14 protein-coding genes are annotated in these 15740 nt (G+C 49.0%); 5 read left to right on the top strand and 9 right to left on the bottom strand.

What is annotated here, in order from left to right; translation table 11 throughout:
• Positions 1–13: 13 nt before the first annotated feature.
• Positions 14–511, bottom strand: coding sequence for a hypothetical protein (locus V7D78_RS03815; protein ID WP_333607102.1), 498 nt, complete (start codon positions 509–511; stop codon positions 14–16).
• Positions 512–588: 77 nt separating this feature from the next.
• Positions 589–1695, bottom strand: coding sequence for an alkane 1-monooxygenase (locus tag V7D78_RS03820; protein WP_333607103.1), 1107 nt, complete (start codon positions 1693–1695; stop codon positions 589–591).
• A gap of 162 nt (positions 1696–1857) precedes the next feature.
• Between V7D78_RS03820 and V7D78_RS03825 the strand changes: the two genes are divergently transcribed.
• A complete protein-coding gene (locus tag V7D78_RS03825; RefSeq protein WP_333607104.1) occupies positions 1858–2952 on the top strand; it encodes an AraC family transcriptional regulator in 1095 nt (364 codons plus the stop codon).
• Here the strand turns inward: V7D78_RS03825 and V7D78_RS03830 are convergent.
• The 3 genes from V7D78_RS03830 to V7D78_RS03840 form a co-directional block, all read right to left on the bottom strand.
• Entirely contained in the window at positions 2931–4598 is a 1668-nt protein-coding gene (locus tag V7D78_RS03830) for an amidohydrolase (RefSeq protein WP_333607105.1), read from the bottom strand. The two genes, V7D78_RS03825 and V7D78_RS03830, sit on opposite strands and share 22 nt — an antisense overlap.
• Before the next feature lie 174 nt (positions 4599–4772).
• The gene (locus tag V7D78_RS03835; RefSeq protein ID WP_333607106.1) at positions 4773–5822 is read right to left on the bottom strand and encodes a M48 family metallopeptidase; all 1050 of its coding nucleotides are present in this window, start codon (positions 5820–5822) and stop codon (positions 4773–4775) included.
• Positions 5822–6880, bottom strand: a complete 1059-nt coding sequence (locus tag V7D78_RS03840; protein ID WP_333607107.1) for a YjgN family protein — start codon at positions 6878–6880, stop codon at positions 5822–5824. Before V7D78_RS03840 ends, V7D78_RS03835 begins: the two co-directional genes overlap by 1 nt.
• Before the next feature lie 282 nt (positions 6881–7162).
• Between V7D78_RS03840 and V7D78_RS03845 the strand changes: the two genes are divergently transcribed.
• Positions 7163–8500, top strand: coding sequence for a peptidoglycan DD-metalloendopeptidase family protein (locus tag V7D78_RS03845; RefSeq protein WP_333607108.1), 1338 nt, complete (start codon positions 7163–7165; stop codon positions 8498–8500).
• 79 nt (positions 8501–8579) lie between these two features.
• Complete coding sequence (locus tag V7D78_RS03850; RefSeq protein WP_333607109.1) at positions 8580–9479, top strand: hypothetical protein; 900 nt, start codon at positions 8580–8582, stop codon at positions 9477–9479.
• 9 nt (positions 9480–9488) lie between these two features.
• On the opposite strand, the gene V7D78_RS03855 is transcribed toward V7D78_RS03850, so the two are convergent.
• From V7D78_RS03855 to V7D78_RS03865, 3 genes are all read right to left on the bottom strand, one after another.
• Complete coding sequence (locus V7D78_RS03855) at positions 9489–10859, bottom strand: class II fumarate hydratase (protein WP_333607110.1); 1371 nt, start codon at positions 10857–10859, stop codon at positions 9489–9491.
• Between the two features lie 117 nt (positions 10860–10976).
• Complete coding sequence (locus V7D78_RS03860; protein ID WP_333607111.1) at positions 10977–11735, bottom strand: substrate-binding periplasmic protein; 759 nt, start codon at positions 11733–11735, stop codon at positions 10977–10979.
• A gap of 94 nt (positions 11736–11829) precedes the next feature.
• Positions 11830–13341, bottom strand: coding sequence for a S10 family peptidase (locus tag V7D78_RS03865; RefSeq protein WP_333607112.1), 1512 nt, complete (start codon positions 13339–13341; stop codon positions 11830–11832).
• A gap of 234 nt (positions 13342–13575) precedes the next feature.
• Here V7D78_RS03865 and bfr (V7D78_RS03870) point away from each other — a divergent pair, with 234 nt between their 5' ends.
• Complete coding sequence (gene bfr / locus V7D78_RS03870; RefSeq protein WP_333607113.1) at positions 13576–14049, top strand: bacterioferritin; 474 nt, start codon at positions 13576–13578, stop codon at positions 14047–14049.
• Positions 14050–14051: 2 nt separating this feature from the next.
• Positions 14052–14519, top strand: coding sequence for a bacterioferritin (bfr, locus tag V7D78_RS03875; RefSeq protein WP_333607114.1), 468 nt, complete (start codon positions 14052–14054; stop codon positions 14517–14519).
• A gap of 21 nt (positions 14520–14540) precedes the next feature.
• On the opposite strand, the gene V7D78_RS03880 is transcribed toward bfr (V7D78_RS03875), so the two are convergent.
• On the bottom strand, positions 14541–15122 hold the full coding sequence (locus V7D78_RS03880) for a hypothetical protein (RefSeq protein ID WP_333607115.1): 582 nt from the start codon (positions 15120–15122) through the stop codon (positions 14541–14543).
• Between the last annotated feature and the right edge of the window lie 618 nt (positions 15123–15740).

The following is a 15740-nucleotide window of genomic DNA, read 5'->3' on the forward strand; positions in this document are numbered from 1 at the left end:
GCTCAACCCAGACTCAACGCTGTACCATCAACTGATTTGAAATGCACCCCGGCATTATTCCAAATACGTATAATGAATCACTAAGCGGCTTAATAATAAATGGCATTTTGCCATCAGGAAACGGGACTGTATCAGCAAGATCATGATTACGATCGTATAACGTCAATCTCGCATTAATATTATCCAGCACTATGGTCCAGCTGTGTTCTGGTGCGCTAAAGAGTGGCCATTGGGGTATCTCTACCACCGCCAATGCGGCGTCATTACTGCTAAAGGTACCTACTTTTACCAACTCATCGTTGCTGCACTGTTGTAACAAGGTCGCGCGTTGAGCCACCTGACTATGCTGCTGCAAAAAGGTTTCTGTGGCAAAGAGCGCGCGCACATGAAAACCTGAAGCCAGTACTTCGAGTACCGCTTTTTCACCCTCGACAAAAAATAACTGTTCGGTTTTGCGATATTTTTTCAGATGAAGCGATTTAATCAGCTTTGCCCATTTAATACTAATCATGCTGCTGGCTTGTATCGGTAAAGAGTAAGCATATTTTAACCAGACTTTGCCACGCTGTCTGATTTAATGCGGCTAAACTAATTTTCAGTGTGGTTATGTTGACCATAACGCTGATCCCATTGTGTTAATTTTGGTGCCATTAAGCGAAACCAGAGTGGCGGGATCAGCGCTAATAACATAGAACCCAGATAGCCGGTAGGCAAATCAGGAGCATCGGGGTAGGCTTTTAGCTGATAAAACGGCAGTTGTGCCCGGGCATGATGGTGTGAGTGGCGGGTCAGGTTAAAACTGGCCCAGCTGCTAATCCGTTTGGTGCTATTCCAGCTATGGTGTGGCTTAACCGGCTCATTAATGGCTCTTTGAATGCCGTAATGTTCAATATAATTCACCACTTCTAAAATGGCTTTCGCTAACAGAGCGCAGGCAGAAAACAGCATCAACCCCGCCCAGCCTGCCAGACTATAGGCCAGCAGACAAAGCAGCACAGACATCAAGATACCACGTAAAAACCGGTTGTGAAAACTGAATAACGGTTGCTTATTTCGGGCTAAACGCTTTGCTTCAATGTGCCAGGCGCTGACATTTCCCCCCAGGGTTGAGCGGACAATATGCTGGTACACATTGCGACCACGTGGCGCGCTGGCCGGATCGCGCAAGGTAGCAACATAGCGGTGATGGCCATACACATGCTCTATGGCAAAGGCGCAATCAAAGCTAAAAGCCAGTAACCAGCGGCCGGTGAGCATCGCCGGCAGGTCGTTGGTTCGATGAGTCAGCTCATGGGCCGGCACAGTGCCCACCATAGCGATTAATAAGGCTGCCCCCAGCCACACCGGTACAAAGTGCCACCACTGATTAGCCGCACGGGCTTGCAGCGCATCATAACCGGTTAATTGCTGCACCAGCTGACCATAGCCCAGTATATCTGTGCTGGCGACACTCCACAGTATTGCCCCGAATATCACTATGATAAACAGTAACGAGCTATAGAGTAAGCCGTTAAGCAGCCAGGGCATGCGGTAATCTGGCTCAGTGTGATCATCGCCCAGCAGTACATCGCCAAACACCACTACAATTACTATGGCTAGCAGGCCCAGTGCCATCCAGGCACCACCAAGGGTAATCCCCAGCAAAAAGGGCAAGGTGAGGAAATGAAAGAGACTAAATTTGATATAGCTGATCATAGCTTTTACCACTGAACTTTAGTGACCTTAAGCTTAGCGCTTGCGTTGAACAGATAACATGGCCGCAGCAGCCAACTTCTGGTCATTTGCGGCCATATCAAGGTATTGTTGTGTCAGCTGGGTTAGACTGAGTTATCGGTTTTTATAAAGTATAGGGTTGCCATGTTTGGCCTAAACCGCACTGTTGTTACCTCTGTCACCACTAAGCAGGCTGCGCCTCAATTGGTATTGCCCGGGCATTATCTGCGTAATTTATTAGATTTAGCTCAAAGCCGCGGCGCACAGTCGCAGACCATACTGACCGCGGCAGGGCTGGCGCTGAACATGCCAGAGCAGCCCGATGCGACCCTTAGTTGGCCCCAATTTCAGGAAGTAATTAAGCTGTGCTGTGAGCAAACCAAAGAGCCTGCGCTAGGGTTATATCTGGGTAGCCAGTTAACCATCACCACCCATGGCTTGTTAGGTTTGGCCAGTATGAGCAGCCGTAATGTGCACGAAGCATTGACGCTGATTTGTAAATACGCGGCCATGCGCAGCCCGCTGCTGACGCTGAGTATGCAGCAGCAAAAGCAGCAAGTGCGGCTTAACTTAACTGAACTACAGCCTTTGGCTGAAGTACGGCATTTTGTGGTCGAGACCTTTGCCGTCGCACTGCATGCGCTGCTGAATTTTGTCTCAGGCCAGCAATATCAGCTGCAACAGGTGCAATTTGCCTTTGCCAGGCCGGCCTATAGTGAGTTATATCAGGCGTTTTTTCCCTGCCCGGTGCTGTTTGATCAGGAAGAGCATGGCTTTATTTTTGCGGCGGCGGATTTGGCGATTAGCTCGCCCTGGGCGGATAGACAAGTACAAAGCCAGCTGACGGCGCAATGCGAACAGGAACTGCAGCACTGGCAACAAAGTCAGAGTATGGCAGGATTGATCCGCTTGATGCTGGGCCGTACCAAAGGACGGATCCCAAGCATTGAGCAAGTGGCCACTGAATTTGCCCTATCCAGCCGAACCCTCCGGCGGCGGCTGGCAGAGGAAAATACCCAGTACCATCAACTGGTCGCCGACTGGCGTCAGCAGATGGCTGAGCAGTATCTGCTGACCACCGGTTTACCGGTACAGCAAATCGGTTACTTACTGGGTTATGCCGATCCCGCCAATTTCGGCCGCGCCTTTCGCCGACAATACGGCCTGTCACCGCAGCAATACCGGCTGTCGCGCAACAGCCTGGGGTCAGGCCTTGATTATTGCGCGCCAGAGCCTTGATACAGCAACTGACCATTAACCCAGGTCTGCAGTGTTTCAACCTGCCATAAATTACTGGCATCTATTGCAAAAACATCCTGATCTACCAGAATGAAATCGGCCCGGCTCCCCGGCGCTAAGGTACCCATCACCTCTTCCTGAAAAGCACCATAGGCGGCATCAACAGTAAAGGAACGCAAGGCTTCCACTAAGCTAAGGCGTTGCTCTGGCAACCAGCCGCCGACAGGTTGATTCTGCTGATCCTGCCGGGTTACTGACGCATGCAGCCCGTGAAAGGGATTCGCCAGCTCAACCGGAAAATCAGAACCACCGACCAGAATATTGCCCTGATCAGCAAAGGTGCGCCAGGCATAAGCCCCGCGTAACCTTGCCACGCCTAAACGGTCGCCAGCCATATTCATATCTGAGGTGGCATGCACTGCCTGCATTGAAGGCAGAATGTGCAGCGCTTTAAAGCGGGGAATATCTTGTGGTGAGACCACCTGAGCATGCTCTATGCGGTGGCGTCCGGCAGCTCGCGCATCAGGCGTGGTTAATTGCTCAAACCTGTCCAGCACCAATCGGTTGGCTCTGTCGCCAATGGCATGCACATTGGCCTGAAACCCTGCAGCCATAGTCAGGCGCAGCAGTTCGGTGAGCGTTTCAGGCTCAGTCACCAGTAAGCCTCTGTGCCCGGCCTGATCGCTATAATCAGCCAGCAAGGCGGCACCGCGGCTGCCCAGGGCACCATCACCATAGAGTTTTACCGAGCGTATGCTTAACCAGTCATCACTATCTTGCCAGATGCCGGCATCCAGCCAGTCGGCTAAATCGGCATTGCGCGATGACAGCATGGCGTAAACCCGCAGCGGCAGTTTACCGTCGCTGGCCAGTTGCTGATACAGTTTTGCCAGCTCGCTGCTGATACCAGCATCGTGCACACTGGTAATGCCCAGCGACAATAAGCGGCTAAAGGCTGCTTGTAGTGCCACTATGTTTTCTTGCTCGCTGTTAGCCGGTAATACTTGTTCAATGTAGCGCCGGGCGTTATTCATTAATACGCCGGTGGGGTTACCCTCTGCATCGCGGATAATTTTACCGCCCGGTGGATCCAGCGTATCTTTAGTAATACCGGCCAGTTCCAGGGCTTTACTATTAGCCCAGCCGGCATGGCCATCAATGCGGGTTAACCATACCGGTTTATCTGGTACCGCTTCATCTAACAAGGCCGTCGTCGGAAAACTGTTCGAGGCCCACAACACCTGGTTCCAGCCACGGCCTTTAATCCAGGCCGCCTGCGGCTGACTACGGGCAAACTCTGCCACCACTTTCACGGCAGCGGCTTCACTGGGCTGGCCTCTTAAATCGGCTTGCATCAGCTCTTCGCCTAAGCCCAGAATGTGGCCATGGCCATCTATTAACCCGGGCAATAGCGTGTTACCCGCACCATCTAGCTTACGCGCTGTGGCATAGCGTTCAAGCAGCTCCTTGTCACCGCGCGCCAGCACCTTGCCGCTTTTATCGTCAAACGCCAGGGCGTTGAAAGCGACCAGCTCGCGCTCACTGTTAAAGCCATAGCCTTTTATATTGTGCAGTAACACGGGTTCAGCCAGCGCAATGCCACTGAGCAGCAGCCCTGTTAAAAGTATTAATTTGCCGTGTTTCATTGAACACCTATAGTCCGGTCAATAAGCTGGGATTTACTATAGCAGCAATCACACTGTGGTGATATTGCACGCGGCTAGTGTGCCATTGGCTGCGATAAAAGCGTCGGCATTCAATGTTTTATGATATAAGCCGCAATAAAAAGCCCGGCACAGAGGCCGGGCACAAGGCCTGATTCAGGGAGTATCAGTGGCAGCCTTGCGGGCTTGTTCTATTCGTTCAGCAGTATCGGGGTGGGTACTGAGATATTTTAGCAGTGCAGAGTGGTCGACATCGCTGTTTTCCTGCTGTTGCAGTAAAGCGGTCATTGCATCTGCAAAGGCATTGGGTGATTTACCCAGTAACTGCAAATGCGTCAGCGCAAATTGATCAGCCTCACGCTCCATATCTCGTGAAAAGGCATTTTGTAATAAACCTGCCCCCGAACCTAACACCAGTTCCCCCAGGGTTTCAACATCACCAAACAGGATACCAAACACCAAAGCTGCACCAAGCGATTGGGCTACCAGACGCATGCTATGCTGCTGCTCAACATGGCCAATTTCATGCAACATAATTGCCAGCAGGGCATCAGGCTGGTCAGCCAGACGTTTCACCAGATCATCGGTGATGACCACAGTGCCATCAGGTAAGGCAAACGCGTTCGCCCCTAATAAGCGCGAGCGGAAAAAGTGCAGCTGATAATCCTGGTAGCGTAACGGCAGTTGCGCCAGACTTTGCTGCCATAACTGCTGCAGCTCTTGCTGTTGCTCCGCCGGTAGCTCACTCGCTTGCAGCGTGGTTTTTTTGAGGGTGTAAAAAGTATGCTGCCCCATTTGTTGGCGTACCGCATCAGGCACCAAAGGCACCATAGCTGTAGCGGTAGCGGGAATACCAATGGCTATCAGCCACCATAGCGCCAGAGGGGCACCTATAATGGCGCTAATAATAATAAGTTTATGGCTTTCCAACCAAGCCGCGAGACTTTGCCGGCGGGTAAGTTGCGGCCAGCGATAGGCAGTATTTGCCGGCGTAAACAAAGCGCCGTCATTAAGTTCCAGCTCAACGGCTAAACCCGGAATAACCTGACTGAACTGATATTGGTCGGGCGTTCCGCGCCACAGCATGGTTTGAGAATCATTACAGATAATCTGCAAATTGCCACTAAAGTCAATACTAGCCGTCGCCGGGTGCAGACTACTGCGCCCCGGATACTGAAACTGCCCTGTTACCGAGGTTTTATTCATCAGGCCAGAGACACGTCTATATCAAACAAATCGGCAGCTTCTTCACCAAAGGCTCCGGTATTAGGTTGCACATTATCGAGCAGTTGATTGGCATTCTCGCTCAAGTTTACGGTTGTTACACCAGCCAGAAAGTGTGCTTTACGGATTTTGGCCCAGGGATAAGCAAGTCCCAAGCTGACAATAATGGCCAGTAAATTGGTTACATTCAGCCATAAAAAAGGCATTACTTGTAAATTTGATTGAAAACTAGCCAAATTTTCAAAATGACAGCTTTCAAAAATATGATTGCGGATCATGGCACCGTAGATGGCGCTCGCCAGGGCAAAGGCCAGCCAGTAACCAATAAAAATAACCAATGTTAACATGAAACTGGCACTTGACAGCTGTGCCAGTAAACCAGCTGAGAATAACATTGCACCCAGTATGCCAAGCACTATTACTACAGCTATCACTGACGCTACAGCCAACAGAGATGCAGCATAATAGCTGGCGGTACGGGTATTCACCGTTAAACTATTACCCGCAAAACTAATGTTATCATAAAGATACTCATCCATTTTTTTCAGTACCCACGGCATAGCCAGGTAAAGGGAAATGACGGCAAGGATAGGAAGTAAAAAGAACGTAATAAAAGCGTCGGCATAATCGCCATGGAAATCAAACCGTACATTCCGATAGCCGGTCATGCGCATTTTAAAACGCATACCGAGCACTATTAATAAGGGCATCAAAAAAACAAAGCCAAGTATGACGAATCCGGCCAGAATCGGGCTGGCGCTTGATAGAAGAAAGAAACCGATAAAAATAGCCAGGGCTAATAACCGGCCTTTAAGGATTTGCATCGGCTTGGCCAGATAACGAAATGCCTGGCCATCAATGCGAGTATGTCCATAAAAATACTGATTAGTCCGCACTTTGGCCCAGGCACTGTAGATGCCAAGGGTAATAATGCTTAAAAAGATATTTACTATCCAAATACCAAAGAATTCACCGGCTTTGCCGCTAAATTCAACCTGGCACTGCCGGGTATTCGCGGCTGTTTTTGCAGTGTTTTCCATAAAAGACGCTTCCTTTTTATAATTAAAATATTGTGTGTTGCCATATTGTAAAAACCGGATTATAGCCTTAGCTGGCCCTAATTTGGCAAGTACTAATTAACCGTTTTTTAAATAAAAGTTTAGCCGCCCCCTAAGGATGCAATGCCGCAGGCTATCACGTAGAATGAACTTAATATCAGGCAAGGCTTCTAAAGGGGTTTTGTCATCTTTAAAGAGTGATGTTCGCTGCAGCGGCTGCATAGCGCTGGTGGTCGACAGACTAATCAATTAAAAGTGTAGTCGATGTTATTGAGCTTTTATCATCAACTGCGGCAACAGATGCCGCTGGTGCATCAACGTCTGATCGCGTTGTGTCTGATAGGTTTATTAGTGTTGCTGGCTTGGCCGCAGCCGCGTAAACCTGCTATGAGTTTGTCTGCGTTAATGGTGGCCGAGATGGCTCGTTTAGCCCAGCAACAGCAATATGGCGTGTTAGCTGCTGATACCTTGCTTGGTCGCTGGCAGCAATGGGTAGAGCCTCCCGTCATCGAAGATCCCTACGTTAAACACTATGACATCGCCGCCGGTGACAGCTTAAGCCGAATTTTTCAGCGCTTTGGTTTTGGTTATAGCCTGGTGCAGCGTATTATGGCGGCCGATGAATCTTTGCTGGCGCTGGATGTGTTGCGTCCGGGTAATCGTTTAACCTTGCAATTGGATGAAGAGTTGCAATTACAAGGCATGGAGCTCTATATTCATGCTGGCAAGCGGGTGCTGTATCAACGTGAAGACAATGGTGATTTTAGCTATCAGGAATTACTGGACGAAGGCCGCTGGCAATCGGCTGTGCTGGTAGGGGAAATTCAGGGCAGTTTTTATGTGTCGGCCAAAAGAGCGGGCCTGACCGATTTAGATATTGCCAATATTAACCAGCTGTTCCGCGAGCGGATTAATTTTCGCCGCGATATTCAGGCGGGTGCTGTTCTACAGGTGGTGCGCAGTGACAACTATGTAGGTGAAGAGTGCACCGGCCAAAGCCGGATAGAAGGCGTGCGTATTTTAAACCGGCGTCAGACATTCAGCGCCTTTATGCATAGCGATGGCCAGTACTATGATGAAAAAGGTGACAGCCTGGAGCGGGCGTTTTCCCGGTACCCGCTGCAGCGACAGTTTGCGGTGAGCTCAGGTTTTAACCCACGCCGTTTGCATCCGATCACCAGAAGGGTCTCACCCCATAATGGTACCGACTTCAGAACACCTATTGGCACGCCGGTTATTGCCCCTGCTGATGGCGTGGTGACACGTATTGAAAACCACCCTTTTGCCGGAAAATATATCGAAATTCAGCATTTTGGCAGCTATAAAACCCGTTATTTGCATCTTGACCGTTTTTTGGTGCAGCGCGGGCAGCGAGTGACCCGCGGTCAACGCATTGCCTTATCGGGTAACACTGGCCGTTCCACCGGGCCGCATTTACACTATGAGTTGCATATTAACAACAGGCCGGTGAATCCGATGACGGCCAATATCCCACTGGCGCGGCCAGTACCGGCAGAAGGCCGGGTGGTTTTTGCCGAAAGAGTAAAACAGCTGACCGAGCAAATGCAGCAAACCAGCCTAATGGCGCAGTTACAACCCTAGGGTAAATTAATTTTTGTTGCTGATAAGCCTGCTATACCAGTGCATCATCCAGATATTTAGTGGGGTGGAGGAGTAACAGGTGATACATAAAAGGATGCTATTACACCCGGCAAAGTTGTTACTGAGTTTAACTCTGTTTATGCACACCCAAGTCGCAGGACAACAGGCTGAGCAAACCGATATCAGCTCACTGAATTGGGTGATCAACAGCGCGCCGCCATTTCATATCATTAATGGCGAGCTTGCAGGGCAGGGCATTTGTGATGTTATCGATGAGCAGTTACAGCTGAGCAGCCCGCGACTGGTGTTACCTCAAACCCGTATTCGTCAACAATTTCAGCGCGAAGTTGACCAATGTTTTCCCTGCATGATTTATCGCCCCACACCGGGTGAAACCATTCAAAGCAACCCCACCCACTTTTATTACCCGCATGGCATCATCACCACTAAAGAGAAAGCCCTACTGATTGAACAACGGCATGGCAAGCCAGTGAGTTTGGCCAGTTTAATTTCAGATAAGGATTTTCGCTTCGGCTACCCGGATGGCCGGCATTACCCTGCTGTGCAAAGTATTGTTGATAAGGCAGTGCAAAGCGACATCAGCCGTATCGCCCACACCGGAGAAAACGCTACTGTCGCCATTTTAACAATGATAAAAAAAGGCCGCATCGATTACACTCTTGAGTATCAGATTTTGCAAAATTTTGATTTTGCTGACAGTGGCAGCACTAATCTGGTTTTTTTAGAGATAGCAGAAACTCAGGGGCAATTTGTGCTGGGGGCTATTGGCTGCACTAATACAGCATGGGGGCAAGCGGCGGTAGCGCTGATCAATCAGGTGCTGCCAGTGGTTCGACAGCATCCCAGGTTTTTAGCAGTACTGGATCTCTGGTTTAACGACCATCCTGAATTAGGTTCCTACCGCGAGCTAATGCGCAAGCGTCTGAGTGTTGGCGTTGCAGACAGCTTAAAGCCTTAACCAAACACATTAGCTATTGCCGGTAAGCCTTGCCGGGTCTAGCAGCCGTTGCAAGCTGTCTTTACTTAAGTCAGTCAACTCTAACGCTACCTCCAGTACCGGTCTTTGCTGCTGATACGCCTGTTTAGCGATGGCAGCGGCTTTGTCATAGCCAATAATCGGGTTAAGTGCAGTTACTAAAATAGGGTTTTTGTGCAGCGATTGCGCAATGTTGGCCTCGTTAACAGTAAAGCCGCTGATAGCCTGATCTGCCAATGCCATGCAGCCATTGGTTAGTAACTCAATACTTTGCAGTAAGTTGTAGCCAATTACCGGTAACATCACATTTAATTCAAAATTACCGGACTGCCCGGCGATGGTAATAGTGGTATCGTTACCTATTACCTGAGCACAAAGCATTGCCACCGCTTCCGGGACAACCGGGTTGACTTTACCCGGCATAATAGAGGAACCCGGCTGTAGAGCCGGCAAGGCGATTTCTGCCAGTCCAGCGAGCAGGCCAGAGTTCATCCAGCGCAAATCGTTACTGATTTTCAGCAGTGCCACCGCTAGCGTTTTTAATACCCCTGAGCAAGCCACGGCCAGATCCTGCGAGCTGATATTAAAAAAGAAGTCCTTGCTGGGGCTAAAAGCCAGGCCGGTATTGTTAGTGAGTTCTTGCGCGACTGCGCTGGCAAAATCCGGATGAGTATTGACACCTGTGCCCACCTCAGTGCCGCCCTGTGCCAGTTGTTGTAACTGCGGTAATTGTTGCTGCAATAACTGCTCAGCATGCGCCAGCTGGCTTTGCCAGCCCCCTAATACGTGCTCAAAACGCACCGGCATCGCATCCATTAAATGGGTGCGTCCGGTTTTAACGATGGCGCCAATTTGCTGACTTTTTATCACCAGCGTACTTTGTATATGGCGCAATGCTGGGATCAGCTGCTGCGCTATGGCCAGTGCACTACTTAGCTGAATAGCGCTTGGGATCACATCATTACTGCTTTGACCGGCATTAACATGATCATTCGGGTGCACTGGGGCGGCCAGCTGTTTACTGGCCAGGCTGGCCAATACTTCGTTCACGTTCATATTGCTGCTGGTGCCCGAGCCGGTTTGAAACACGTCCAGTGGGTAATGCTTCAGGTCAGTATCAGCCAGTTGCTGCTCAGCCGCGGCTATAATGGCATCGGCGATGACCGGCTCCAGCACGCCAAGGGTTTTATTCGCGGCCGCGGCCGCTTTTTTTATCTGCAATATGGCCTGAATAAAAGCTTGCGACAGGGTAAGGGGGCTCAGTTTAAAATTATTCAGCGCCCGCTGGGTTTGGGCTTGGTAAAGCGCCCCGGCGGGCACGTGCAGTTGCCCCATGCTGTCGTGTTCAATGCGGGTATCCATGTCAGGCTCCTGTTAAGGTTTAACCTATAGCATGGGTGCCTTTGGGCGGCGATACAAGGTTTGGCGCTGATATTAGCGTTAACACTGACTTTAGCTTTATGAAGAACAACAGCAAATTCAGTGCTGCACTGCCTCTGGCAGTAATTGCTGTAAAATCTGTTGATACTGGCCAGAGCGGCGAAGTTCTTCCAGGCCGTTATTAAAGCGCTGCATTAGAGCTTCGGCACGCGGGTCTTTCTTAGAAAGTAATAAATACAACGGCCTTAACTCCAGTGCCGGGCTTATAGCCTCTAATTGCCCGAGGTATTCAGGCAGCTTCTCGGCAATCAGGTATTGGCCATTTAATTTATCGGCTGGCACCAGGTCAACCCGGCCAAGGGCCAGCATTTTAAATGCCTGCTCATCGGTCGCCACATTGATATGGGCGGGCTGATGTTGCATTAACCCCTGTAGCGGTAAATAGCCTTGCACCAAGCCCAGGCGCAAGCGTTGCCGGACTAAATCCTTATAATCGGTAAAGTGTATTGGCTGCGCCCGGCGTTTAAAAAACACCATATAGTTGGCGTACAGTGGCTGGGAGTAATAAAAATGCTCTGCCCGTTCGTCGCTATACCAGGCGGCGATAAGACCCACATAATTGGCCTGCTGACTGTCGCGCAGTGCTCTGGCAAAGGGCATAAATTCAATGTGGATTTGCACGCCCTGTAATAAAAACGCCTGACGAATCAGCTCACTTACTGCACCCTGCTGTGGCAAATCTGCAGCATAGTAAGGATAATATTGGCTACTGGCCAGCGTGATCACTTCAGCTTTAATGGGTTGCAGATAAATAAAGAGACTGGCGATAAACAGCAGCAGCGCTTTAACAGCGGGCATAAGACACCTTTAGTAAACCTTTGATGTCTAGTGTGGCATAAAGTTATAAAAATGCTAAATAAAAAAGCGGCTGACCGGCAGCCGCTTTGCAGATTTAATAGCGGGCGGGCTGGCCCTCTGCGGGCAACGCCTGAAGCATGAAACGCCGCAAGTCGTCGTTCGATTTCTTCAAATCTTCGTAACGTAAATACATCATATGGCCGCTGCGGTAGCCGGCAAAGTGCAGCCGGTGTTTCATTTTACCGCTGGGGTCTAACTGCCACATATTGTATTTGGCATCAAAATAGTTAGTCGCGCCATCATAATAGCCAGCCTGAGTCAGCACTTGCAGATAGGGGTTTTGCGCCATGGCCTGGCGCAGGTTTTCGCCGGTGTTGTCATTGGTTCTGTCCCACGGATGCACATTGCCAAACATATTGTACTTGATGTCGGTTTTATAATTCAGCTCAGTACTCAGGTAATGGTTAATGGCCGGGGTAAAAGAGTGCAACCAGGAAGTGAGCTCTGCCCAGTAATCTGGCCGTTCACCGACATCATTTTTATCTAACCCTAAATAGCGTGAGTCAAGCCGGCCTATGGTTTGGCCACGGTCGCGCAGTAGCTCTTTCCAAAAGTAGGCGGTGCTGATATCCAGATTGGAGCGCAGCACGTTTTGCACGCTGATGCCTGAATAGCGGCTCACTTGTTCAGCAATTCGCTGTTTGTCTGCTTCGGCTAAGGAGTTACCGCGCGCCAGCGCCGGCAGGTATTCACTTAATGCAAAGTGTTCAACCTCTGGCAAAATGTCATACAAGTCTTTTTGTTGTAGATCCTCTGGTAATGCCTTGTGATACCAAGCGGCAGCGGCAAAATACGGCAAGCGGTTAGCCGCCTTCACCGGGCCTTGTCGCTCTATGCCAATGTCGGTGGGAGACACTAATATCACACCATTTAAATACATCCATTGCTGGTTTTGTAACGCCAGCGCTAAACCGGCGACCCGGGTAGTGCCGTAGCTTTCACCAATTAAAAACTTAGGCGAGGGCCAGCGCTGGTAACGGGTAACAAAGGTATTAATCCAGCCTGCCAGATAATTCACGTCGGCATTGACGCCAAAAAACATCTTTTGCTGCTGCTCGCGTGACGGCATCTGGCCATCAGGCCCTGGCAAGACGCGGGAATAGCCGGTATTCACCGGGTTTACAAAGACAATATCGGCCACATCCAATACCGAGTAAGGATTTGTTTTCACACCATAGGGCTGAATGGGGTAGCCTTCGCTGTCAATGTTCAACGACTTGGGGCCGGTATAGGCCACATGCATCCATACCGACGCCGAGCCGGGGCCACCATTAAAGGAGATCAGTAAGGGGCGTTTACTGTTGTCCTTAATGTCGGTGCGCTGATAATAGGTATAAAACAAGGTGGCAGTAGGGTGGCCTTGCTCATCCCACACTGGCTGGGTGCCGGTAAAGGCTTTGTAATTAACACGCTGGCCATTAATTTGCGTGCGATGCTCGGTGACGACAGCGCCATCAACCTCAACACTGATGGTATTGGCGGCTAAGAAAGTACTGCTCAACATTAAACTGAGGCTGATCAGAGCAAGATAAACAGAGGTATGCATAGGAGATTGTCCGGTTAATCAGAGTAGGATCACTGTAGCGGTTTTTGCTGCAGCTGCGAAGACTGCTTGCGACTGGCTACTGATTTACAAGATGATTATGTTTTTTTTAAGCGGGCGCCAACTGCAAACACGAATAGTTATCAGTTTTATATTTATGATTTTTAAAGCTTTTTTGCAAGTTGGACGCAGTTAGACTATGCTTGATGCTATTATTTGGCAACACGGAGCTGCATTATGCATGGCCACCCTAAAGTACTCAGTAAGTTAAATGAAGTACTGACCTTTGAACTTACCTCTATTAATCAATATTTCCTGCACGCCCGCATCTACAAAAATTGGGGCTTACAGGCGCTGAATGACGTCTGCTACAAAAAATCCATTAAAGATATGAAGCAAGCCGATCAGCTGATTGAGCGCATTTTAATGCTGGAGGGCCTGCCAAATTTACAGGCGCTGGGTAAGTTGCGTATTGGTGAAGATACCGAAGAAATGCTGCAGTGCGATAAAGACTTTCAGTATGAGCAATTGCCTTTGCTGCGCGAAGTGATAGCGCTGTGTGAAGCAGAGCAGGACTATGTTAGCCGCGATATGCTGACAGAGATCCTGGAATACGAAGAACAGCACCTGGACTGGCTGGAAACTCAGCAGCATCAGATCAGCGTCATGGGACTGGCAAATTATTTACAAGCGCAGCTGGGGGGCAACTAAGTATGAAAGGTAACGCACAGGTAATAGCCGCATTAAACGCACTGTTGGCCAATGAGCTGGCGGCCATGGATCAGTATTTTATTCATTCGCGCATGTATCACGACTGGGGCCTGCAAAAGCTGTTTGCGCGTATTGATCATGAGTTTGATGACGAAAAAGGCCATGCTTCAGCCTTGATTGAACGCATTATCTTTTTAGAAGGTGTGCCGGATATGAGCAAGCGTGATGCCATTCACGTTGGTCAGGATGTGCCGAGCATGCTACAAAGTGATTTGCAGGTAGAGTACAGCGTACAAAAACTGCTGAAACAGACCATGGCACTGTGTGAAAAAGAGCAAGATTACGTTAGCCGCGATATGCTGCAAGGCCTGTTACAGGATACCGAAGAAGATCATGCCCACTGGCTGGAGCAACAACTGCGCCTGATTAAGTTACTGGGCCTGCCAAACTACCTGCAATCGCAAATGTAGTTATGGCAAATCTGGCAACCGCTAGTGCGGTTGCTGAAGTTGCTGCAATACGCTGTCAGCTAACTCGCGATGTGATTGTTGTAATACGTGGCAAACTTCAAAAACGGCAACAGACTGCCAACTAATGTATGCGTCAGGGTTCTGATTAATTAGTTCAATTACGCTTTGTGTGTCCTCAAGTACAATATCCACTCTGCCGTTGAGCATTAATCCAAACGCTTGTCGTTCATTATTAACGGTAATACGGGTGCCGGAAAATTGTTGTTGCTCAGCCATTTTAAAGCCATGAACATGGCTGATGGTTAGCTCAGGGCGCTGCTGCCAATTTTCTAATACCGCTTTGTTAAGACTGTAAGCGCCCAGCTCCAGATATGAAAGTGGATAGTTCACCACTATTAAACTTGGATAAGCTTCATCTAGCTGGCAGATTCTAAATAAATCAGCATCAAGCATGCCGTTCTTCATTAACAAAATGCGTCGCTCTGCAGGTAAGGGAAGAAATTCAGGACTATAGCCAAGTTTAAGATATGCTTGTTCAATTCTGGTCAGTATTTGTTGCCTGAAATCTGATTCAGCCTGAGGGATACCAATTCGGATTGGCATGGCAATGGCATTTGCGCTGTATAGGCACGCCAATAGCAAAAGTGTTATTTTCACGACGATGCCCAAAGTATTACATAGTGCTAGTATAGCTAATAATTTACAGGTTATTTTTATAAGCCATATTCTAATCTACTTGGGATAAAAGGAGTCAAAAAAATGTTGATATGCTTAAAGCTATTGGGTACATTCATTTTCTTTACAAAATATAAAACTTAGTTTACACCTTGTGCCGGCGCGAGGCAACAAACACTTAAGTCGCGGGCAAGTCACTTTAAAAGGAATATCTTTTGAATCCAGAATATTATATTCAAGTTGGCAACCAGTATTTTGCTGGCTGGGGCACATTGATGTTAATTAATGCCGTGTTGGCTCAAGGCAAAAACAGAAGTGGCTTAGCGTGGTTTTTTATATCCTTGTTATTGGGCCCGATAGCGACATTAATATTGGCGTTAGTGCACAAGCTACCAGAAAGATATTAAACCGGTTAATGGCTGATCCAAATGGCAATGTATATGAGGTTTGCTCAGAGCCAAATATGTAACCCACCTAATAATATAAAAAGGCTGAGGGATCCCCACAAAATTTCCATTTATACAATCAGCTATCAGCCTGTTTGAT

The organism is Arsukibacterium sp. (assembly GCF_036735525.1).
Classification (GTDB): domain Bacteria; phylum Pseudomonadota; class Gammaproteobacteria; order Enterobacterales; family Alteromonadaceae; genus Alishewanella.